Origin of the sequence: Mesorhizobium sp. SARCC-RB16n (assembly GCF_008520305.1) — a bacterium.
Lineage (GTDB): Bacteria > Pseudomonadota > Alphaproteobacteria > Rhizobiales > Rhizobiaceae > Mesorhizobium.
On the sequence record NZ_ML703270.1, the window covers coordinates 153,533 to 175,975 of the forward strand.

The following is a 22,443-nucleotide window of genomic DNA, read 5'->3' on the forward strand; positions in this document are numbered from 1 at the left end:
ATGTCCGATTCCGGACATTCAGCCGGAGGCGATGCCGAAGTGACGCTGCTCCTCCTCGCCATATGCGCCGTGCGTGAGTTTTATCATTCCGGTGCGGTCGACAATGGTGATCTCGCCGCGCCTGGCGTGGACCAGCCCCCGGTATTCAAGCATTTGGAGAGCCGTGGTAACGCCGGGACGTCGGGAACCGAGCATGGTCGCCAGAAATTCATGCGTCAGATAGATCATGTTTCCACCAGCGCGGTCGTTGACCATCAGCAACCAGCGGGCCAGCCGTTCCTCGATTTTCGAATGGCCATTGACCAGCGCCGTCCGCGACGACTGGATCAGGAATGCGTGAGCGTAGCGAAGCAGTGACTCGTGAAGGGTCTGGCTCCCGGCAATCGCAATGCGAAGACGGTCAACCGGCAGGCACCAGCCGTTGCTGGCGACCTGGATATAGGTTTCGTTAGGAGATCTGTCCTGGCCGAGAACGACCGCAACGCCCGTCATGCCGTCATAGCCGATCAGGCCGACTTCGCTTTGCCGTCCTCCGGTCATGGCGGCGACCACTGACGCGATACCCGTCTCGGGAAAATAGACGTGCTCGATCGGCTGATATGCGATCTCCAGCTGGGCCTTGATGGCCAGTTCGACATGATGCATTGATGGCCGTAAACGCGCGAAATCCTCGGGCGTGAGGGTTTTCAAAACGTGGTTGCGAAGGGTGGATTGAGGCATGGCTCTTCTCCCTATCGGGCAAGAGCACGTACCTCTCACTGTCGGCTGCATCCGGATAAACGGCGGCCGATGGCTGAGTTTACGCCCCATAGGCGGGCTTGGCAAACGATTGCGCCCGCGGATAATGCATGTCGCCCGGAAGTGTCCTCGGTTCCGGGACAACGACATGCTTAAAATCAAAAGCTTACAGCAGGTTGGGCGAATCCTATTCGCTGCGACATGCTGTAGTGTCTCAGTTTGAAATTTTGCGAGGCGAATTACTTCCGCGTGATCCAGGCCAGCAAGGCGGGGTGTTCATCCGATGGGACGGGGACAGGGCCTAGTGAAGTAGGTCTATGCGTGCCTGTCAGTGTGGCGGAGCCGACAAACGCCCCGTTTCAACCTCAAAAAGAATACTGGCTCGAAAAACCAAATCTCCGCCGCCATCTCTGACCACGATCACCAGCTTGTGGTCATCGCCATCCGGAAGCGCGTTTCTCGTCATCTCTGCAAGGAAACTGATTGCTTCATACCTGACAGCGGCAACGTCTTGGCACTCTGTGCCACCATCGTCAGGAAATCTCGTTCCGTTGTTGTCGAGGTGGAAATAATAGAGCGCCATCGCGGAACTCCCGGAGAATAGTCCGGCCCGCTCATCGAGTGACACAGGAGTTCGCAGGCCGGACCATGTGCCGGCTTTTGAGGGACTGGCCGGTGACTGTTAGAACGTGCGCCTTGGCGGGCCTGTGCGCAATGGCATGTCCGAATGCGTACATCGGCGTGCGGAGAGCCCGTCGGGCGCATTAAGAAACAGACAGGGAAGTCCACTTGGGCGGGCTCTTGTAAGTCCCCCGCTTTCCAGGCCTGGGGCCACAGCGTCCATCTTTCCCCACGCTTTCCGCTGGCCCGCGACGACGGCTTTTTGCGCCGTCAAATTTCAAACTGAGACACTACCCACTACCCGCCGGCGTCGGGCGACGCCACTCGAAGGCAATTCTTCTTTCGACGGACGGACGAACGGCTTTTGGCCCGTCCCATCACCACTCGGCGAAGGAGCCGTCCTTGTGGCGCCAGATCGGGTTGCGCCAGCGGTGACCTTCCTTGGCCCGCTCCTTGACATAGTCCTCGTCGATCTCGACGCCGAGCCCCGGGCCGTCGGGGATGGTGACATAGCCGTCCTCGTAGCGGAAGACATCCTTGTTGGCGGCGTAGTCGAGCAGGTCGTTGCCGGCGTTGTAGTGAATGCCGAGGCTCTGCTCTTGGATGAAGCAATTGTAGCTGACCGCGTCGAGCTGCAGGCAGGCAGCAAGTGCGATGGGCCCGAGCGGGCAGTGCGGCGCCACCGCCACGTCATAGGCTTCCGCCATCGCCGCGATCTTGCGGCACTCGGTGATGCCGCCGGCATGCGACAGGTCGGGCTGGATGATGTCGACGACGCCTTCCTCGAACACGGACTTGAAGTCCCAGCGGCTGTAGAGCCGCTCGCCCAGCGCGATCGGTGTCGAGCCTAGGGCGGCGATCTCCTTCAGCGCTTCGCGGTTTTCACTAAGCACCGGCTCCTCGATGAACATCAGCCGGTAGGGTTCCAGCTCCTTGACCAGGATGCGCGCCATTGGCCGGTGCACGCGGCCATGGAAATCGACGGCGATGCCGATATTGGGCCCGACGGCCTCGCGCACCATCGCGACGCGCTCGACGGCTGCATCTATTCTGTCGTGGCTGTCGACGATCTGCAGTTCCTCGGTGCCGTTCATCTTAAGTGCCAGGAAGCCGCGCGCCACCACTTCCCTGGCGCCCGCCGCCACCTCCGCCGGCCGGTCGCCGCCGATCCAGGAATAGACCTTGATGGTGTCGCGCAGTCTGCCGCCGAGCAGTTCATGCACTGGTACGCCGAGCGCCTTGCCCTTGATGTCCCACAGCGCCTGGTCGATGCCGGCAATGGCGCTCATCAGGATCGGCCCGCCGCGGTAGAAGCCGCCGCGATGCATCACCGTCCAGTGATCCTCGATCAGACGAGGATCCTTGCCGATGAGATAATCGCCAAGCTCCTTGACCGCCGCTTCGACCGTCAGCGCGCGGCCTTCGACCACGGGCTCTCCCCAGCCGGTGACGCCGGCATCGGTCTCGATCTTCAGGAACAGCCAGCGCGGCGGAACGATGTAGGTGGTGAGCGAGATGATTTTCATGCGCGGTCTCAGTTGTTCTTGAGTTTCTTGGCGCTGACGAGGTCGCGCGCCGCAAGGTCGAGGATCCGGTTGGCCGCCCCACGCGCCGCCTCCGCGTCGCGCATGCGCAGTGCCTCCACCACCTCGCGGTGTGCCGACACCGCCTCCATGCGCCTTTCAAGCGAGATTGTCGCCGAGGCTTCCAGCGAGAACTTCAGCCCCGTGTCGATCAGATTGCCGATCTGGCGAAAGATCGGATTGTGGCTCGCGGCATAGACGATCTGGTGGAAGGCGATATCGCTGCGCGAGAAGGCGGCGAGATCCTCGCCGGCACCGGCCATGCCGCGCCATGCGACTTCCAGATCGGCGATCTCCTGCAGTGTCGCACGCGTGGCGGCAAGCTCGGCGACCAGCGGCTCGATGGCGCGGCGTGTCTCCAGGATGGCGTCGAACAGCTTGTCGTCCAGCGCATGCGGCGCGTGCCAGGCCAGCACCTGCGGGTCGATGATGTTCCAGTCGTCCTCGTTGCAGACGACCGTGCCGACGCGGGGCCGCGACAGCACCAGCCCTTTGGCGGCAAGAACCTTCAAGGCTTCGCGGATCACGGTGCGGCTGACGCCATACTCGACGCCGAGTTCGTTTTCGGTGGGCAGCGAAGAGCCGGCCGGATAGCGTCCTGAAAAGATGTCGGAGGCAATGGCCCTCGTCACATCGGGCATGACGCGCGGGCGGCGCGTGGCCGTGTCGGCTGAAGCCTTCTTAGACGTTTCGGTCACCTCAGCCCTCCTCCAAGGCGGCGAACCCGCTGATTTCGCACAACCGGCCCGGCCTTACCGGATGCGGATGATTTGCGCCAGCGATCCTTGGTCAGAGCATGTATCTTAATTATCATACCAGATCAATTGACGAGTATGATAAAAGCGAATACAGACTCCAGCACCCGGGCCGAGCGCCCGGCCTATCGCTGGGAGGTAATCATGCGACTTTTGAAGACCGCGCTCGTCGCGGGCGCGCTTGCCGTGCTGTCCGTCACGACCATCGCTGCATATGCTCAGGACACCAAGATCGGCTTCATCGTCAAACAGCCCGAGGAGCCGTGGTTCCAGGACGAATGGAAGTTCGCCGACCAGGCCGCCAAGGAAAAGGGTTTTACCCTCGTCAAGATCGGCGCCGAGGACGGTGAGAAGCTGATGTCGGCGATCGACAATCTCGGCGCGCAGGGCGCGCAGGGCTTCATCGTCTGCACACCCGACGTGAAGCTTGGCCCCGGCATCGTCGCCAAGGCCGCTGCCAACAATCTCAAGCTGATGACCGTCGACGACCGCCTGGTCGGCGCCGACGGCAAGGCGCTCGAAGACGTGCCGCATATGGGCATCTCGGCCACCAAGATCGGCGAGGCCGTCGGCCAGGCGATCGTCGACGAAATGAAGGCACGGGGCTGGAAGGCCGACGAGGTCGGCGCGATCCGCGTTTCCTATGACCAGTTGCCGACCGCCGTCGACCGCGTCGAAGGCGCCATCTCGGTGCTGAAGGCGAACGGCTTCAAGGCCGGGAACATCTTTGACGCTCCCCAGGCCAAGACCGATACCGAAGCAGCGCTCAATGCGGCGACGGTGGTGCTCAACGCCCATGCCGACATCAAGAAGTGGGTCTCCTTCGGCCTCAACGACGAGGCCGTGCTCGGAGCCGTGCGCGCTTCCGAAAGCGTCGGCATCCCGGCCGATGGCATGATCGGCGTCGGCATCGGCGGCGCGGATTCGGCGATCAACGAGTTCAAGAAGCCGACCGCCACCGGCTTTGTCGGCACGGTGATCATCTCGCCGAAGCGGCACGGCTACGAGACGGCGCTCAACATGTATGACTGGGTCGCCAACAACAAGGAACCGGAGAAGCTGATCCTGACCTCCGGCGCGCTCGCCAAGCGCGACGACTACCAGAAGGTCCGCCAGGGCCTCGGCATCGAATAATTCCCCCTGTACAAACAGGCGGCGGGCTCGTCCCGCCGCCTGTTTGCTGTGGTACAAAAGGAACGCCCGTGTCCTTTCTCGACTTCTCGCACATCACCAAGACCTATCCGGGTGTCAAGGCGCTGTCGGATGTGTCGTTCGGCGTCGACAAGGGCGCCGTGCATGGCCTGATGGGCGAAAACGGCGCCGGCAAATCCACCCTGATCAAGATCCTTTCCGGCGACCAGCATGCCGATATTGGCGAGATACGCATCGACGGCAAGGTCCAGGCCTATGCCTCGACAGGGGATGCCTTCGACAATGGCGTCATCGTCATCCACCAGGAACTGCAACTCGTCCCGGAACTCACCGTCGCCGAAAATCTCAGCCTCGGCCGCTTTCCCGCCAATGCCGGCGTCATCGCGCGTGGCAAGATGCTGGAGGACGTCGGCGCCAAGCTGAAATCGGCCGGCATCGACATCGATATCAGCCGCAAGGTCAAGACCCTGTCCATCGGCGAGCGGCAGATGGTCGAGATCGCCAAGGCGATCATGCTCGACGCGCGCGTCATCGCGCTGGACGAGCCGACCTCGTCGCTGTCGTCACGCGAAAGCGAAATCCTGTTTGCCCTGATCGACCGCCTGCGCGGCGAGGGCAAGGTCATCATCTATGTCTCGCATCGGCTCGACGAGGTGTTCCGGCTTTGCGACAGCCTGACCGTGCTGCGCGATGGCAAGCTCGCGGCGCACCATACATCGCTGAAGGACGTCACCCGCGACCAGGTCGTCGCCGAAATGGTCGGCCGTGAAATCTCCGACATTTGGGGTTTTCGCCCACGCAAGGCAGGCGATGTCAGACTCAAGGTCGAGGCCCTTTCCGGAACAAAACTGAAGACGCCGGCCAGCTTCGAGGCACGCGCCGGCGAAATCGTCGGCTTCTTCGGCCTGATCGGCGCAGGGCGCTCGGAACTGATGCGGCTGGTCTTTGGCGCCGACCCACGGTCGAGCGGCGTCATCAGCGTCGACGGCAAGGTTGTTCATGCCACCGATCCCCATGACGCGATCCGCGCCGGCATCGTGCTGTGCTCGGAGGACCGCAAGCATGACGGTATCATTCAGGGCCGTTCGATCGAGGAGAACATCAACATCTCGTCGCGGCGCCATCACGCGCGCTTCGGCATCTTGAACCGCGCCAGCGAGATCGCCGCCGCCGAGACCTTCATCAAGAAGCTCAAGGTGCGCACACCCTCGCGCAAGCAGGACATCATCAACCTCTCCGGCGGCAACCAGCAGAAGGTCATCCTTGGCCGTTGGCTGTCGGAGCAGGGTGTACGGGTCCTCATCGTCGACGAGCCGACGCGCGGCATCGATGTCGGCGCCAAATCCGAAATCTACGAACTGCTCTACCAGCTTGCCGGGGACGGCATGGCCATCGTCGTCGTCTCGTCCGAGCTGCCGGAGGTGATGGGCATTTGCGACCGCATCCTGGTGATGTGCGGCGGGCGCATCAGCGCCGAGCTCACGCGGGAAAAATTCGCCGAGAAGGCGATCCTGGCCGCGGCACTTCCTGACACCAAAACCCCCGACGCGATCGCATCCTGAGGACCTGACATGACCTATCAGTTGAAGAAGATCCTGCTCGGCGAACAGGGGCTCGTCGTCATCTTTGTCGTTGCCTTCGCGCTGGTCTCGCTGCTGGTTCCCAATTTCCTCACCGACCGCAACATGCTTGGCCTGCTGCAGTCGGTGGTCACCGTCGGCATCGTCGCCTGCACCATGATGTTCTGCCTTGCGGCGCGCGACTTCGACCTGTCAGTTGGCTCGATCGTCGCTTTCGCCGGCATGGTCGCGGTGATGGCGTCGAACTACACGGGCTCTATCCTGCTTGGCCTCTTGGCGGCAATCGCCTGCGGCGCCTTCGTCGGCTTCATCAACGGCGTCGTCATCGCCAAATTCCGCATCAACGCGCTGATCACGACGCTGGCGACCATGCAGATCGTGCGTGGCCTGGCACTTATTGCATCCGACGGGCGCGCCGTCGGCATCAACAGCCCTGATTTCTATCAGCTCGCACTGTCGAAATTTTTGGGCATACCGACCCCAGTCTGGGTGCTGGTCGTCCTGTTCGGCATCTTTGGCTTCGTGCTCAACCGCACCGTCTTCGGCAAGAACACGCTGGCCATTGGCGGCAATCCTGAAGCGTCGCGGCTTGCCGGCGTCAATGTCGACCGCACGCGCATATGGATTTTTGCCCTGCAAGGCGTCGTCTGCGGTATCGCCGGTATCCTGCTGGCCTCGCGCATCACCTCGGGCCAACCCAACGCGGCGGTTGGGCTTGAGCTCTCGGTCATCTCGGCCTGCGTGCTCGGCGGCGTGTCGCTTGCCGGCGGACGTGCCACAATGTCGGGCGTCATCGTCGGCGTGCTGATCATGGGCATCGCCGAGAATGCCATGAACCTGCTCAACATTCCGGCCTTCTACCAGTACATCGTGCGCGGCGTGATCCTGCTGCTCGCCGTGCTGCTCGACAATCTGCGCTCGTCGGCTTTGGGCCGGCGTTGATCGTCTTCGACTGGAGTGACACCCATGGCTGAGCGCCTGTCCGGCAAACGCATCTTTCTGACCGGTGCCGCGCAAGGCATCGGTCTTGCTATCGCCGAGGCCTGTCTTGCCGAGGGTGCGAAATTGTTCCTCGTCGACCAGGACGGCACGTTGCTGGACAAGACCGTCGCCAGCCTTGCGGCACCAAAGGGGCATGTCGGGCATGCGACAGCCGACATCAGCGACGGGGCGGTGATAACCGCTGCCGTTGCCCGCGCGACCGCCGAACTCGGCCCGATCAACGCGCTGATCAACAATGCTGGCATGAACGTCTTCTCGACACCGCTCGAAGCCACCGAGGAGGAGTGGAATCGCAATTTCGAGGTCAACGTCAAGGGCGCCTGGAATTGCAGCAAGGCGGTGCTGCCGGGCATACTCGCCCATGGCGGCGGGGCGATCCTCAACATCGCCTCGACCCACAGCTTCACCATCATTCCACACACATTCCCTTATCCCGTCGCCAAGCACGCCCTGCTTGGCCTGACCAAGTCGCTGGCGCTTGAATATGCCGGGCAAGGCGTGCGCGTGAACGCGCTCGCGCCGGGCTATGTCGAGACGCAGAAGGCCATCGACTACTGGAACGGTTTTCCCGATCCGGCGGTGGCGCGCGCCACCACCATGGCGCTGCATCCCGGCGGACGCATCGCCTCGGCGAGCGAGATCGCCCTTGCCGCCGTGTTCATGATTTCCGACGAGTGCCCGTTCATGAACGCGGCGACCCTCGTCGTCGATGGCGGGCTGAGCCAGCTTCAGCACCCCGCCTGAATTCCGGAAAAAACCATGACCAACAGACGATCGCAGCATTGGTTCGGCAGCCACGCGCCGCAGCCGCGTCGCCCCATGTCCTGCCGGCGGACCTAGAGTGCCGACCTCGGGCCAGGTTCGTCAGCCGAGAAGGTCGGCGGCGACTTTCGAGCGTGTTGCGGAACGACGTCTCGATATGATGTTCCATTGCTTGCCGCACCTTCGGCGTCACGACGCCTCAGTGCGTTGAGAATAGCTTCATGCTGCTCGATCGTCTGTTCGCCATAGCCAGGCTTGGGAATGGCGAGGTAGCGGCCGCGATTCATCTGCGCCTTGGAGATGTCGACGGCTCGCCAGATTTTCGGTAGGCCGCAGATCTCGGCGATGGTGCGGTGGAAGACGTCGTCGAGCTGGATCGCGGTGGCATATCTGCCGCGCGCCATGGCGAGCCGGTGCGCCGCCATATTGTCCTCCAGAAGCTCGCCGGCTTCCGGGGTAAATTTGGCAGCCGCGCGCCTGGCACTCTCCATTTCCAGCGCCCGCCGGATGACATAGGCTTCTTCCAGATCGACGCGGTTGATTTGTGCGACATAGGTGCCGGTCTGCGCCAGGATCGTGACCAGGCCTTCGTCGCTTATGCGCTTGACCGCTTCGCGCACCGGTGTGCGCGAGACGCCGAGGGCTTCCGCGATGGCCACCTCGTTGATGACCTCTCCCGGCTTCATTTGTCCGACCACGATCAGATTGCGGATCCTGTTATAGATTTGATCGCGCAGTGGCAGTGCCCGATTGAGCGTCGAAGGGTCCAGGTCCATGAGAAATCCGTGTCTTCGTCCGCCAGAACGGTCAAGATATATTAGGATGTCGACTGAAATGCACTCGATACAAGTGTGCGTGTGGCCGGGACGCGCGCAACCGTCGATCCGTCCGTCGACTATCCCAGGTGAAAGCTTACGCGCAATTTACGACCATCGGTTACATCAGTTCCTGTCTGATTCGCGCCCGACAGGAACATCATGAGCAAAGCCCTGACGACCTTCGCACTCGTCGCCGTGCTGACCGGCTTGCTCATGGCGTTGAGCCTTACGGTAGCCAGGCACGGCTATCCCTATGGGGCGATCGGTGTAAGGCGGCTCGACGGCATCGCCGACGCCGGCATGTTCATCCCGCTTGCCGCGGCCTATTTCTTCAGCGGGCTTTTGATGATGATCCTGCCGATCCGGGCGGCGAGCATTGTCCTGACGCACATCGCCGACGCTCTTTTCTGGACCACGGTCGTGCTGTTAGCGGCCATCATCGGCTGCCTCGTCGCCAGATGGGCCTTTGGTCAGTGGGACGTCTTGCGGGCGTTGCTGAACTGGCGCTTCCTGTTTGCGGCCGCGATCATCGGCTGCCATTTCGTCATGAACGAGTTGCGCCGCAACGTGCTGCTGCGCAGCCTGTTCTTCGTGATCTTTGCCGCCGCGACGCTGGCTTGCCTGTTCTGGTCGTTTGCGCTCTGAGTGCGATTGTGGCCGCTTAACTCCGGGATCCGGCGGCAACGTTGCCGGCAGCCATTTCCATCCACGTCCAGAGATAGGCTGCAAGACCGCGATCGACATGGATGCGCAGCTTGCTCTCATGGCGATAGACGATGGCGCTGATGCCGGCGAAAGAAAGCGCCGCACTGGCACTTGGCTGCCTGGGATCGAGCGTCGTTCCACGCGCGATGAAAGCATCAAGTGCCGGGCCTTCGGCCTCGAATACCAGCAGCCCGGCGCCGATGGTCGTCACCGCGAAGCCTTCCGCGTGCCAACCTGCGGCAATGGCAAGCGGCGCGTTCGACACCACGAGCAGCCGGTCGCGCGCCAGCCGCGCCGCATAGCGCTCACCTTGCGCCGCGCCAAAGGCACCCACCACGCCTTCCGCCTTCACGCCGGATACAAGCGCCCAGGCGTCGAGGTCGCCGCTGACCAGCAACTGGTCGAGGCCAAGGACCGCGCGCACCACGAGGTCGGGTGCATCGATGGCTGCCGAGCGCCAATCCGGCGCGACAGACCATTTTTCCGCGAGGTCACGCATTGAGCCGGTCTCCCGCCGGGTCGTAGGCGCAAGGGGCGGCGATCGTCGCCGTCCTGTGCTTGCCGAGATGTTGGATTTCGATCGTTTCGCCGTGCCGCGCTGCACCCCGTTCGATCAGGCCAAGCGCAATGGGCTGGCCAAGGGCGGGGCTCTCGTAGCTGGAGGTGACAAAACCGATGCTGTGCAGCTTGCCGCCGCGCCGCTCGACACCATGCGCGCCGGTGGCAAGTGCTGCTTCGCCCTGCGGCACCGTCAACCCGACCAACTGCATGCGGTCGGGCCGCGAAGCCTCCTCGGTGAACAGCGAGCGGCGGCCGACATATTCGGTTTGGCGTTTGGTGCGAGGCCCATCGCTGCCGAGATCATGTGGCAGCGTGGTGCCGTCAGTGTCCTTGCCGATGACGATGAACCCCTTCTCGGCACGCAGGATCATCAGCGCTTCCAGCCCGATGAGAACGGCGTCGAACGCCTGGCCGGCTTGGCGCAGATGCGCCCATAAAGGTTCGGCGCGATCCGCGCGGATCGAGATTTCGTAGCTCCTGTCGCCGGTGAAACTGACACGGGCAATTCGAACCTCGTCCCCGGCGTAGCTGCCGTGACCGATCGCCATATGCGGAAGGGCGGCATCGGCAAGTGAAAGGCCGAACCCCACCGTTTCGAGCAGCGTGCGGGCGTTCGGCCCGGAGACGGTCAGCGTCGCCATCTCCGATGTCGCGTTGTGGATGTAGACGGCGCCGCGCCCGAACCGATCCTGGCGCCACTCTTCCAGCCGGGCATGCACGGCGGCGACATGCGAGGACGAGCACGACACGACGAAGCGGTGTTCGTCCAGCCGCACCAGCACGCCGTCATCGAAGACCACGCCGTTCTCCGACAGCATGAAGCCATAGCGGCAGCGGCCCGGCCTCAGCGCCGACATGGTGTTGTAATAGAGGAAATCGACGAATTCGGCCGCCTTCGGTCCGATCACCTCGATCTTGCCGAGCGTCGAACCGTCGAACAGCGCGACCGATTGGCGCGCGCGAAAGGCCTCGTCCTGGATGGCGCGTACCGCGTCCGCGTTGCGACCCCCATAGTGAGCCGGCCGCAGCCAGCCGCCATATTCCTGGAAAACGGCACCGCCGGCGCGGTGGACGGTTTCCAGCGGCAGCCGGCGGACCGGCGCCATCAACTCGCCAACGCGCGCCCCGGCAAAGCTCGCCAACGGCACCGGCGTGAAGGGCGGGCGATAGGTGGTGGTGCCGACCTCCGGCACCGTGCGGCCGGTGATGCCGGCCATCAGTGCGAGGCCCGGCAGGTTGGAGGTCTTGCCTTGGTCGGTCGCCATGCCGAGCGTGGTGTAGCGCTTCAGGTGCTCGACCGAGACGAAGTTTTCGCGGGCCGCCAGTTCCACGTCCTTCACGGTGACGTCGTTCTGATAGTCGATCCAGATGCGTCCTTTCGAGCCAGGCATCGGCCAGGCGGCTACGATACCGGCTGTCGCTTCCGGCCCAGTGCTGCGCGGGATCGCCGCCTTCGTCTGGCCGAGCGATGCGGCGGCTTTCTCCGCGCTGGCGAACACTTCCGACAAGGAGACTGCGCCGGCGGCAGCCCCTGCAACGGCAATGCCGTCGACGGGATTGCCCGGCAGGAAGGCGGCACGGGCCTCGCTCCAGGCAAGCTTGCCCCTGGCCTGGCCAAAGAGATGAATGGTCGGCGTCCAGCCGCCTGAGACCAGCACGCAATCAGCATCGAGCCTGGTGCCGTCGTCCAGCGTCACGCCTTCGACGCGCAGCCTGCCGGCGGCGGAGGCAAGCGTCCGCCCCTTGAACTGCCGTACCTTGGCTGGCGCGACGGGCATGCCGTCACGCCTGATGTCGACAAGCGCGACATCGGCTCCGGCCTCGGCGATCGCCTCCGCAACCTCATAGGCGCTGTCATTGTTGGTGGCGATGACGACGCGCTTGCCGACCAGCACCGCATGGCGCCTGAGATAGGCGAGCGCGGCATCGGCCGACATGATGCCAGGTAGATCGTTGTTGGCGAAAGGTAGCGGCCGCTCGATGGCGCCGGCCGCCAGCACGATCCGGCGCGGCCGGACCCGCCACAGCGTATCAGGCCGGCCATCGAATTGGCGCTGGTTCAGCCCAACCAGATTGTGGTCGTAGATGCCGAAGGCGGTGGTCGAGGGCAGGATCAGATGCCCCCCGCCGGCGAGCCCAGCGATCGTTGCTTCGACCCACTCGGCAGCCGGCCCGCCGTCGATATCGCCGGCGCGGTGGCCGAGCGACCCGCCCGGCTTCCGCTGGTCGTCGACCAGCGTCACGGAGAGGTCCGCGTCGGCCGCCAGCTTGGCCGCCGCCAACCCGGCTGGCCCCGCGCCAACCACCAGCACGTCGCAATGATGGTTGACCTGGTCCGATGTGCCCGGCGATGTCCAGTCCGTATCGACCTTGCCAAGACCGGCCATGGCGCGGATGCGCGGTTCGAACATGTGCCAGTCCGGCCACATGAAGGTCTTGTAGTAGAACGCCGCCGGAATGAAGCGCGAGAAGCGGTCGAGGAAGGCGTTGCGGTCGGCCAGCGCATTGGGCGTCGCGTTGACGCTTTTCGCCACCAGCCCCTCGCGCGCCGGCTCGGTCGTGGCGCGTGCGTTCGGCGTCGCCCGTGGGCCGCCGATATCGATCAGCGCGTTCGGCTCCTCGACGCCGGCACCCCAGATGCCGCGCGGCCGGTGGTATTTGAAACTGCGGCCGACGACCGCGACATCGTTGGCAAGCAGGGCGGAGGCAATGGTGTCGCCGACAAAACCGTCCACGCTTGTGCCGTCGAAGCTGAAGCGGATCGGGCGCGAACGGTCGATGGCGCTGCCGCCAGTGGCGAGACGCGAGGCGGTCATGCCGTATGCTCCTCGCCCAGCGCGGTCGAAGACAGCACCTCATGGGTGAGCGTGTCGCGCTCCATGACGAAGAACTCGCCGCAGTTCATATGCACCCAGATTTCGCGCGCCGCGCCTTTCGGATTGGAGCGCAGGTAGAGATAGTTGGCCCAGCGATCGATCGGCACATCGCCGCCATCCGGCCTGGCATTGCCGGCATCGCCGCCATAGTGGAATTCGGTTTCGTCGCGCGGACCGCAGAACGGGCAAGGAAAGAGCTGCATGATTGCCCCTTGTCTCAGTGCGCGATGCCGGAGCCGGCCGCTTCGTCGATCAGCCGCCCTGTGGCGAAGCGGTCGAGATCGAAGGGCCGGCTGATCTCGTTGTGCTTGCCGGTCGCTAGCAGGTTCGCCAGCAGCGTGCCGCCGGCGGGGATCGCCTTGAAACCACCGGTGCCCCAACCGCAATTGAGGAACAGATTGGGCAGCGGCGATTCTCCGATGATCGGCGAGGAGTCAGGCACGACGTCGACAATACCAGCCCATTGCCGCATCAGCTTCAGTTGCCCGAAGATAGGGAACATCTCCAGCACCCCTGCGATCACCGTCTCCAGCGTCGGCAAATTGCCGCGCTGCGCATAGGAAGGGATGCGGTCGAGCCCGCCGCCGATGACGATCTCGCCCTTGTCCGACTGGCTGACATAGACGCCGGTGCCGGGCGACAGCACCACCGTGTCGAGGATCGGCTTGACCGGCTCGGAAACGCAGGCCTGCAGCGCGTAGGAATTGATCGGCAGACGGAAGCCGGCTTTCCCCGCCAGCACTGAGGAATGCCCGGCCACCGCCATCCCGATGCGCTCGCCGCGAATGGCGCCGCGCGTCGTCTGCACGCCGCGGCAGCGCCCGCCCCCGATGATGAAATCGGTGATCTCGCAGTTCTGGATGATGTCGACGCCGAGCCGGCTCGCCGCCCGCGCATAGCCCCACGCGACCGCGTCATGGCGCGCCGTGCCGGCGCGGCCCTGCCAGATCCCGCCAAACACCGGAAAGCGCGCATAGGGAGAGAAATTGTAGATCGGCGCCACCCGGCGTACGTCCTCGGGCGAAAACAACTCCGCATCGATGCCGCTGATCTGCATGGCGTTGACGGTGCGCGCGCCGACTTCCATTTCGGCCGTCGAGTGGCACAGATTGACCATGCCGCGCTGCGACAGCATGACGTTGTAGTTCAGGTCCTTCGACAGGCCTTCGTAGAGCCGGTGCGCCAGCCCGTAGAGCTCGACGCTTTGCGGGTAATAATAGTTGGAACGCACCACCGTGGTGTTGCGGCCGGTGTTGCCGCCGCCGATCCAGCCCTTTTCCAGCACGGCCACGCGGGCGATGTTGTGGTTCCTGGCCAGGTAATAGGCCGTCGCCAGCCCATGGCCACCGCCGCCGATGACTATCGCGTCGTAGGACGGCTTCGGCTCGGGCGAGCGCCAGGCCTGTTTCCAGCCGGTCTGGCCGGCAAGCCCCTCCTTGAACAGCGACAAAGCGGAATAGCGTCTGGTCATGGCGTGGCGGACAAGCCTGTTTCTAGGGAAAAAGCGGAGGTCATTGCGTGGTCTTTTCGCGCCGACGGCACGGTCATGCCCGCATCGTCTTGCCCTCTGGATCGTAAGGCGACGAAGCGATGACGCGCACACCTCTTTCGACGCCGACGATATGGGTTGTCAACTGCGTATCGACATCGGCCATCCTGTAGCACTCCACCCAGTCATCGGGCGTAATCTACCGGCGTTGTACATTAGTGTCTAGATCGGCGCGGCGGTTGCGTGCGCCGTTGACGACGATGCGAGCGAGAGCGCTTCTTGCGCTTCCTGGTCCAGGGGGGCTGTCGGGATGGCTACCGGCTGCGGGGAACGGTTCTCTCGACGTAGCGCGAAAAATCCTCGACATCCTGCGCCGAAGGTTCCTGACCGGTGAAGCTGCGCAGATACGCGGCAACGTGAGGCAGACGGCTGCTCATCGGCTCGTTGAGTTCGAGCGAGTAGTAGCCGATCTGCATGAAATAGAGCACGCGGGCGCGCACGAACGCGTCCTCTTCTTCATAGCCATGACGCATGAACATGCCGCGTATGGCCTTGACTCGCTCTTCATCGGCCTCGTCCAGCGCGCGCCTTGTCGCGGGGGAGCGGCGGGCCCAGGCCCTGATCGCGAAATCCAGCCGGGGATCGAACAGCTTTTCGTCCACCCAGCATTCGAAAATGTTCATCACCCCGCGTATCACCGTCGCGGAAGGACGTTCGGCGCGCTCTACGATGAATCGGGTATTGGTCTGCCGCCAATGGTCGAGCAACTGGTCGAGCAGGTCCTGGCGGCTCTTGAAATACCAGTAGAAGCTCGAGCGCGAGACGTCGAGCTGCTGGCCTAGTGTCAGCACGCGGACGCGTTCGACGCCGTCCGAGATCAGGGTTTCAAGCGCGAGCTTCAGCCAGTCTTCGCGAGTGGCCTTGATGTTGCCGGTGGCGCCGGCACGCTGGATCGTCGTCTCGAGTGCTGCCATCAGCACGACGCATGACACGCCGCATCAGGCAAATCAAGGATATGGACATCTCTGTACAGAGCAATTCGGCCTTGACCCGGAGGCCTATCCACCGATGTTAGGCGGATTGGTGCTCTACGCGGCGCTGTCTCCGCCGCATCGAAGGCATGAGCGCAGGCACGGGGACTTTTGTCGCGGCCTTCGAGCCCAGAGCATGCTTTCCCGCAAGGCAATTGTCTGGCAAATACCACTCAGACAGATGCCGCCACGCGGCCAGCAGCCAGGGAAGGCAAGGACATGACAGCGTTTCGCAAGAACCTCATCGATGGCGAATGGGTCGGCGATGCCGGATCCCGCAACATCAACCCCTCGGATACCGGCGATGTCGTCGGCGAATATGCCTCGGCGGGGGTCGAACAGGCAGGCCAGGCGATAGCGGCGGCCAAGGCGGCGTTTCCGGCATGGTCCCGCTCCGGTCCGCTGGCACGCCATGCGGTGCTGAAAAAGACGGCCGACGAGATCATGGCGCGCAAGGACGAACTTGGCCGCAATCTGGCGAGAGAGGAAGGCAAGACGTTGGCCGAGGGCATCGGCGAGACCATCCGCGCCGCCCAGATATTCGATTTCTTTGCCGGCGAAACATTGCGCCTGTCGGGAGAGTTGGTGCCAAGCGTGCGGCCGGGCGTCGGCGTCGAGATCACGCGCGAAGCGGTTGGCGTTGTCGGCATCATCACGCCATGGAATTTCCCCATCGCCATTCCCGCCTGGAAGATCGCTCCGGCGCTGGCCCACGGCAACACGGTCGTCTTCAAGCCGGCCGAACTCGTTCCCGAGAGCGCCTGGTCCATCGTCGACATCCTGCATCGCGCCGGCCTGCCCAAGGGCGTGCTCAATCTCGTCATGGGCAAGGGCTCGGTGGTCGGCCAGGCAATGCTCGACAGCCCCGATGTCAACGCCATCTCCTTCACCGGCTCGGTGGGAACCGGCAAGCGCGTCGCCGCGGCAAGTGTCGAGCACATGCGCAAGTTCCAGCTCGAGATGGGCGGCAAGAATCCGCTCGTCGTGCTCGACGATGCCGATCTTGCGGTCGCTGTCGACTGCGCGCTGAACGGCGCGTTCTTCTCGACCGGCCAGCGCTGCACGGCCTCGTCGCGTTTGATCGTCACCAACGGCATCCACGACCGTTTCGTCGACGCTCTCAAGGAGCGCATGGAAAAGCTGGTGATCGGCGATGCGCTCGATGCGCAGACCCAGATCGGTCCGGTGGTCGACGCGACCCAGCTCAAGCAGGACGAAGACTATATCGCCATCGGTGTCCGGGAAGGCGCCACGCTCGCCTTCGGCGGCGAACGGCTCGACCGCAAGACGCCGGGTTTCTATCTCAAGCCGGCGCTGCTGACCGAGGCCACCAACGCCATGCGCAGTTCGCGCGAGGAGATTTTCGGGCCCGTCGCCAGCGTCATCCGCGTCAACGACTATGACGAGGCGCTTGCCGTCGCCAACGACACGCCGTTCGGCCTGACCTCGGGCATCTGCACCACCAGCCTCAAGCACGCCACGCATTTCAAGCGCAACTCCGAAGCCGGCATGGTGATGGTCAATCTGCCGACCGCGGGTGTGGACTTCCATGTTCCCTTTGGCGGGCGCAAGGGTTCGAGCTTCGGCCCGCGCGAACAGGGCCGCTATGCCATGGAGTTCTACACCACGGTAAAGACCGCCTATACGTTCGCGGGATGATCCGGCGCGCCGGCTGACCGGCCGGCGAGCCGTCATCCCTCGAGAAACGGACCGGTGCGATGACACTGCAGGACCTGACCTGGCTCAACCAGCCGCCGCACCATGCCATCGAAGGTGATGCCGTGCGCGTGCGCACCGGCAAGGAGACCGATTTCTGGCGCGAGACCTTCTATGGTTTCTGGCGCGACAGCGGCCACTTCCTGTATCGGCAGGTCGAGGGCGACTTCACCGCCGAGGTTACCGTCAAGGGCGACTACAAGGTGCTTTACGACCAGGCCGGGCTGATGGTCCGGCTGAGCGAAACGCACTGGATCAAGGCCGGCATCGAATACACCGACGGCCTTGCCTATGTTTCCGTCGTCGTCACCAACGACACGTCGGATTGGTCGCTGGTTGCCATTGCCGCCGGCCCGGACGGCGTCAGGATCCGCCTGACCCGCCACGGCGAAGCCATCCGCGTCCAGTATCTCGACGCTTCCGACGGTCATTGGAAGCCGGTTCGGCTCGCCTATTTCCCGATCTCGAAGATGGTCGATGTCGGCATGATGTGCTGTTCGCCGCAGCGTGAGGGTTTCGAGGTCACGTTCTCCGGATTTTCGGTCGGCCCGCCGATTGCGCGGGATCTGCACGACTGACGCCCGCAAACCTGGCTGGTGCCTTTGCGCGAGGAGCTTCGGCGGGCGGTCGCCTCACCACGGGACGTGTAGGATTTCCAGCTTGGGGAGGCCGACCGGCCGGATGCCGAGGTCGTTGGCAAGGAGACCAAAAGCTTCTGTCTCGATCAGATCGCGGTAGGGAATTTCGGGAAAACCAAGACCGCCGCGATGCAGGGCGGCATCGACCAGCAGCATGGTTCCGCCGACCGCATCGAGGCCCACGATATCGAGATGCCTGACATCGCTTAGATGATACCGGCTTGGTGTTTGCGCGGGAGGCTGGTGAAGCCCGCCACGTATCTCCCGGTAATAGCGATAGTCCTTGGCCTGCCGCCTGATGGCAAAGCTGTTGAGGTCGAAACTGGCGCCACCGGCGACCTTCACGCAATTGGGCACCGCGATGCGATGCCCAGCGGCGATCAGGCGGTTCAGCACATCGCCGGGAAAGCGCCAGACGTCGATGTCGATCCACAGTGCCCAGTCATCATCCTCGTTCAACCCGTGATCGATCAGGTAGTTGCGCACCTTGGCGATCGCGCCCCGCCTGACGCGCTGCATCCTGGGTTTGGCCCGTTTTGCCCTGTCGAGGCGGGTGCCGACCTGTCTTCGCAGCAGGACGATGTCACGATATTTGCCGGCTAATCCAGCCGTAGCGGCCTCTAATCGCTCCCAGCTTCCATCCAGACTGTCGCCTTCGCAGAAGACCAGCTTGATCCTGTCCTTTGGGTAGTCGAGCCCGTCCAGTGCATCGAGAAAAGGCTGGATAAGGTCGGCGGCGTCGCGAAGCGGCACCAGGATGGCGACGTTTTGGCCTAAAGGCAGCGGCGCCGCCAGAACCGCCTTGTCGACGCTTGCTCTCGCCATCGCTTCATCCAGATACGCGCCGCGCGTCAGGCGATACCGGAGCCGGTAGGCCCGGTTGCGAAGCTTGGTCAGCCATTTCGGCGGCGGCTCCGGAGTCCACCATGTGCCGGCCCAGTGATGGATCGAAAGCGTTGCCGTATCGTCGCCGACCTCGCGTTCCCCGCCCATCACCGGCGCGAACAAGCCGGAAGGATGAATGGCGAAGGCTGCCTGGTCGCTGTACCCGCGCTGCGCGGAGGTAAGCAGGCAGGGACCGGTCGCGTCGAGCACGTCCTTGGCGGCGGCGAGCCCGGGCATCATCGACAGGAGATGCGTCCAGAATGGATGACGGGGCGGGCTCGCTATCGTTCCGTTGAACAGGAGGTAGGGTAGGCCCCGGAAATCCGCCTGGACGACCGCATGCGAAGCTGGCTCCTTGCACAGCACGATCCGGGTCTCGCTCATGATCGCATCGAAGGGGGCGGCGCATTCGCAGTCGATGTCGGCATAGACCCCGCCAAAGTGATGCAGAAGCATATAGCGAGCCGCGTCCGACCGCTGTATGCCGTAGGTGTAACCGCAAAACATCGGCAGGTAAGCGGGGTAGTGCTCGGCCACGAATTCGAGCAGCATCCGGTCGCTCCAGAGCATGACTGTCCAGTGTGGATTATGCCGCTTCCAGCTGTCGGCATAGGCCTGGAAGCGTGCGGGAAAGCTGTCGGTCTTCCACGTCTGGTGCAGGATCGGGGGGATCATATGCGGCTCATGGGATGATGGGAGGTGGCTGGTCGTCGTCATTGCCGTCATTGTCCAGCGCAAGCCCGGCGCGGACAGCATCGCGGATGGCTTGCGGGCCAAACCTTGCCCATACGGCCTGATGCGCGCGAAAGCGCTGCCGTGCCCGGCGTTCGGCGTCGAGAGAAAGTTCGACTGCCATGGCGGCCAGTCCTTCGTCGCTGGCCGACAGCAGCACCTGGTCATTCTCGACCAGGCCCAGGCCCTCGGCCGCGAGCGGTGTCGCGATCACCGGCACCCCCCAGGCCATCGCTTCCAGGATCTTGATGCGCGTGCCCCCGCCCGCCCTGAGCGGGATGATGCTGAGATGCGCGCGGGACAGGAGCTGCCCCACGCCTTCGGGATTTTCGATGAGTTCCACACCAGGCAATCCGGCCAGCGCCCGCACGGTCGCCTTTGGACTGCGCCCGGCGAGAATGAGTTTGGCGTCAGGCAAGGTCTGCCGGATACGAGGCAATATGGCATGGGCCAATCGTTCGACGGCGTCGACGTTTGGCGGATAGCCGAGATGCCCGATGAACAGGATCGTCGGATAGCCGCCGTCGGTCGCGGCTTCGGCGGACAGCACCTGCGGAATGTCCTCGACGTTGGGAATTCCGTTGGGAACGACATTGATCGGCACCTTGCGCCCGGCAAGGGCCATCAGTCTCTCTCTGTCCTCGTTGGAGCAAACCCAGACCCTGTCGACAAGGGATTGCGCTTTTCTCTCCAACCGCCGGATGCCAAGGATCGCCGGGGATCGCGCTGGACGGACATGCCGCAGCTGTGCCGCCAGGTCGGATTCGACATTGTGCATGTCGAGGATGAGCTGTTTCGTCAGGGGGCGCAAAGGTCGCAGCAGCTTGAACAGGCCGATACCCTCGACGACGATCGTATCGGGTTTGAAGGTTTGCACCAAGCTCCGCAGCCGCACCAGTGCGGTGCGGGGAATACGGTTCTCCCCCGCGATCCTCCACCAGCCGAGCGAGGCCGCACGCGGTTCTCCATCGATCGTCAGGCCAGCCGCAATGATGCGCGTGTCGGACGGTTTTGATTGACCGCTTAGCGGCCTTACCGAGACAAGCCGGACCGGGCCGTACTCGGCCGCAAGGCTGGCATTGTTGAAATTTCTCAGGTCCGCTCCGGAAACCGGCGGAAATGCTGGGTCGAAGGACACGATCAGCGTGCGCCTTTCCGTGTCCGCGCCAGCGCGCGACGGGTAGTCAGGCCGTTTCATCATGGCTCCGATGCGAATTCGAATGCGATATTGCGACGCCTTCCAGCTCCGCCCCAGGCTCTTGTGGGCGCGAACGGCACGCATCATGCTCATCGCATGGCTGTATCGGTTGTGCTTGATAAGTTGCCTTGTAATCCGCAGAGCTATCCAGGCCTTCCTCCATTGCAGGATTTCCCTGGCAACGCCTGCATCGGCAAGCCTGTCCAGCTCACGAGCTATCGCGAGGAAGGTGGCGCGCGGGGCCTGGACGAACCGCCGCGCCATCCTTTCTTCGTCATGATGGTAGAGAAGCACCGGAGAGGAGATTGTTGTCACGTCGACATGGGCGAGCAGGGCCGCCCAATAGCACGTGTCCTCATCCAGGCTGGTGGTTTCGGGAAAGCGAACGGTGGCCGTTGCCGAGGCTGCGACCAATGCGCTGCCCATGGCGATCGGCCATGCCTCGTTGAGGAGATACCGGCGGGCGTTCGATGCCCGGTCGCTCGTGTACCCATGTGGAACCTTAAGCTTGTCCGGCCGCCCCTTAGTACGGCGAATGCTGGCGCCGATCGACAGGCCGGCCTCGGGATTGCGCAGGAGCGCGTCGTGTAACAGCCGCAACCCTCCCGCCATCACCTCGTCGTCGGCATCGAGGAAGAATATGAACTTGCCCTTCGCCCGCTTAATTCCGGCGTTGCGGGCAGCACCCGCGCTGCCCAGCCGCACGGCGAGGATCTCCAGCGGCAATCCATACCGTAGGGCGCTTTGCATCGAGATCGCCGCGGTCTGATCGATGGAGCCATCCTCGACCAGAAGAATCTCACCAATCAGGCCCCTCTCCGGCAAAAGGCTTCGCAGCGTGGCGTCGATCGTCGCGGCGGCATTTCTTGCTGGGATGACGATGCTGATGTCGGGCCATGCATGCCCCGAAATGCTCATTGCGGCACGAAAAAGCCGCGGTTCAGGAAGCGGTCATAGTAATGTTTGAACGGTGAGACCCCGCGAAGGGAAAGACTGGCGAGGCTCTCGACCGGCTGTGGGTCGACGTCGAACGGCGACTGGTCCTTCAACCAGCTATAGGAGCATCCGTCGTTCAGCGCGGAAGGGCTTCCAACAACATAACCGCCAAGCGCCTTCACGTGGCCGACCCGCCGCATGCCGAAATACAGGCTGGACGAAACCGCCGGTTCACGCGTCCTGAGATAGATGTGGAATCCATTCGGCGATTTCGCGACCGGCGTGCAACTTGAAAGGTGCGCGTGCTTGCCAGACCAAGCCCGATAGTCTGCTGAATCATCGAAATCCAGGATGAGAAGGTTGCAGTATCCTCCGATGATCCCGACATTTCCCGCAAAATCCCGAAACCAGCGCCGGGTTTCCTCACGTGTTGGTGGCTTCTGCGACAGCTGAAAGGCTATCGACCGGAACGCCAATTCTTTCAGGTCCTTTCGACGGGCCTTCAAATGTAGCGGCTGATATTCCATCGCCTGAAGATCGAGATGCTTGCCACCAGCACGCAGCGGTACACAGATATAACCCTTGGCCAAGAGCTCGATCGCGTATTCCGTTTCGACTAGAGGCTGCATCCACGAGCGTTCCGCGGCCGAAGACATGATCTCAGT

Annotated in this window: 20 protein-coding genes; 7 read left to right on the forward strand and 13 right to left on the reverse strand. The window is 63.3% G+C overall.

Going from position 1 to position 22,443, the window contains the following annotated elements; translation table 11 throughout:
- Positions 1-18: 18 nt before the first annotated feature.
- The 4 genes from C7I87_RS19035 to C7I87_RS19050 form a co-directional block, all read right to left on the reverse strand.
- The gene (locus C7I87_RS19035) at positions 19-810 is read right to left on the reverse strand and encodes a Crp/Fnr family transcriptional regulator (protein WP_246696311.1); all 792 of its coding nucleotides are present in this window, start codon (positions 808-810) and stop codon (positions 19-21) included.
- A gap of 256 nt (positions 811-1,066) precedes the next feature.
- Positions 1,067-1,321 (reverse strand): DUF6894 family protein, encoded by a 255-nt coding sequence (locus C7I87_RS19040; RefSeq protein ID WP_149905645.1) that lies wholly within the window; start codon positions 1,319-1,321, stop codon positions 1,067-1,069.
- Between the two features lie 415 nt (positions 1,322-1,736).
- Positions 1,737-2,885 (reverse strand): galactonate dehydratase, encoded by a 1,149-nt coding sequence (gene dgoD, locus C7I87_RS19045; RefSeq protein ID WP_149905646.1) that lies wholly within the window; start codon positions 2,883-2,885, stop codon positions 1,737-1,739.
- Between the two features lie 8 nt (positions 2,886-2,893).
- Entirely contained in the window at positions 2,894-3,583 is a 690-nt protein-coding gene (locus C7I87_RS19050; protein WP_246696319.1) for a FadR/GntR family transcriptional regulator, read from the reverse strand.
- A 258-nt stretch (positions 3,584-3,841) separates the two neighbouring features.
- Between C7I87_RS19050 and C7I87_RS19055 the strand changes: the two genes are divergently transcribed.
- The 4 genes from C7I87_RS19055 to C7I87_RS19070 all read left to right on the forward strand — a co-directional run bounded on the left by C7I87_RS19055 (position 3,842) and on the right by C7I87_RS19070 (position 8,175).
- Positions 3,842-4,831 (forward strand): arabinose ABC transporter substrate-binding protein, encoded by a 990-nt coding sequence (locus tag C7I87_RS19055; RefSeq protein WP_149905648.1) that lies wholly within the window; start codon positions 3,842-3,844, stop codon positions 4,829-4,831.
- A 68-nt stretch (positions 4,832-4,899) separates the two neighbouring features.
- Complete coding sequence (araG, locus tag C7I87_RS19060; protein WP_149905649.1) at positions 4,900-6,411, forward strand: L-arabinose ABC transporter ATP-binding protein AraG; 1,512 nt, start codon at positions 4,900-4,902, stop codon at positions 6,409-6,411.
- A gap of 9 nt (positions 6,412-6,420) precedes the next feature.
- Positions 6,421-7,371, forward strand: a complete 951-nt coding sequence (araH, locus tag C7I87_RS19065; protein WP_149905650.1) for an L-arabinose ABC transporter permease AraH — start codon at positions 6,421-6,423, stop codon at positions 7,369-7,371.
- A 24-nt stretch (positions 7,372-7,395) separates the two neighbouring features.
- Positions 7,396-8,175 (forward strand): SDR family oxidoreductase, encoded by a 780-nt coding sequence (locus tag C7I87_RS19070; protein ID WP_149905651.1) that lies wholly within the window; start codon positions 7,396-7,398, stop codon positions 8,173-8,175.
- Between the two features lie 92 nt (positions 8,176-8,267).
- Here C7I87_RS19070 and C7I87_RS19075 read toward each other — a convergent pair whose 3' ends face one another.
- The gene (locus C7I87_RS19075) at positions 8,268-8,969 is read right to left on the reverse strand and encodes a GntR family transcriptional regulator (protein WP_246696312.1); all 702 of its coding nucleotides are present in this window, start codon (positions 8,967-8,969) and stop codon (positions 8,268-8,270) included.
- Positions 8,970-9,170: 201 nt separating this feature from the next.
- On the opposite strand from C7I87_RS19075, the gene C7I87_RS19080 reads away from it, so the two are divergent.
- A complete protein-coding gene (locus tag C7I87_RS19080) occupies positions 9,171-9,656 on the forward strand; it encodes a hypothetical protein (protein ID WP_149905652.1) in 486 nt (161 codons plus the stop codon).
- 16 nt (positions 9,657-9,672) lie between these two features.
- On the opposite strand, the gene C7I87_RS19085 is transcribed toward C7I87_RS19080, so the two are convergent.
- From C7I87_RS19085 to C7I87_RS19105, 5 genes are all read right to left on the reverse strand, one after another.
- Positions 9,673-10,215: an aminomethyltransferase family protein gene (locus tag C7I87_RS19085; protein WP_149905653.1), complete on the reverse strand. Its 543-nt coding sequence runs from the start codon at positions 10,213-10,215 to the stop codon at positions 9,673-9,675.
- Entirely contained in the window at positions 10,208-13,093 is a 2,886-nt protein-coding gene (locus C7I87_RS19090; RefSeq protein WP_149905654.1) for a sarcosine oxidase subunit alpha family protein, read from the reverse strand. The genes C7I87_RS19085 and C7I87_RS19090 overlap by 8 nt, the downstream gene beginning before the upstream one ends.
- Positions 13,090-13,356 (reverse strand): sarcosine oxidase subunit delta family protein, encoded by a 267-nt coding sequence (locus tag C7I87_RS19095; RefSeq protein ID WP_149905655.1) that lies wholly within the window; start codon positions 13,354-13,356, stop codon positions 13,090-13,092. Before C7I87_RS19095 ends, C7I87_RS19090 begins: the two co-directional genes overlap by 4 nt.
- A gap of 14 nt (positions 13,357-13,370) precedes the next feature.
- On the reverse strand, positions 13,371-14,624 hold the full coding sequence (locus tag C7I87_RS19100; protein ID WP_149905656.1) for a sarcosine oxidase subunit beta family protein: 1,254 nt from the start codon (positions 14,622-14,624) through the stop codon (positions 13,371-13,373).
- A 332-nt stretch (positions 14,625-14,956) separates the two neighbouring features.
- Positions 14,957-15,616, reverse strand: a complete 660-nt coding sequence (locus tag C7I87_RS19105) for a TetR/AcrR family transcriptional regulator (protein WP_188393898.1) — start codon at positions 15,614-15,616, stop codon at positions 14,957-14,959.
- A 276-nt stretch (positions 15,617-15,892) separates the two neighbouring features.
- Between C7I87_RS19105 and C7I87_RS19110 the strand changes: the two genes are divergently transcribed.
- Together C7I87_RS19110 and C7I87_RS19115 are read left to right on the forward strand one after the other, a co-directional pair.
- On the forward strand, positions 15,893-17,332 hold the full coding sequence (locus C7I87_RS19110) for an aldehyde dehydrogenase family protein (protein WP_149905658.1): 1,440 nt from the start codon (positions 15,893-15,895) through the stop codon (positions 17,330-17,332).
- Between the two features lie 59 nt (positions 17,333-17,391).
- A complete protein-coding gene (locus C7I87_RS19115) occupies positions 17,392-17,967 on the forward strand; it encodes a DUF1349 domain-containing protein (RefSeq protein WP_149905659.1) in 576 nt (191 codons plus the stop codon).
- A 54-nt stretch (positions 17,968-18,021) separates the two neighbouring features.
- Here C7I87_RS19115 and C7I87_RS19120 read toward each other — a convergent pair whose 3' ends face one another.
- Genes C7I87_RS19120 through C7I87_RS19130 form a run of 3 tightly spaced genes read right to left on the reverse strand, consistent with a single transcriptional unit; the run spans position 18,022 to position 22,434 of the window.
- A complete protein-coding gene (locus C7I87_RS19120) occupies positions 18,022-19,587 on the reverse strand; it encodes a glycosyltransferase (protein ID WP_149905660.1) in 1,566 nt (521 codons plus the stop codon).
- A gap of 7 nt (positions 19,588-19,594) precedes the next feature.
- Entirely contained in the window at positions 19,595-21,760 is a 2,166-nt protein-coding gene (locus tag C7I87_RS19125) for a glycosyltransferase (RefSeq protein ID WP_149905661.1), read from the reverse strand.
- Positions 21,757-22,434, reverse strand: a complete 678-nt coding sequence (locus C7I87_RS19130; protein ID WP_246696313.1) for a bifunctional DNA primase/polymerase — start codon at positions 22,432-22,434, stop codon at positions 21,757-21,759. Before C7I87_RS19130 ends, C7I87_RS19125 begins: the two co-directional genes overlap by 4 nt.
- Positions 22,435-22,443: the final 9 nt, after the last annotated feature.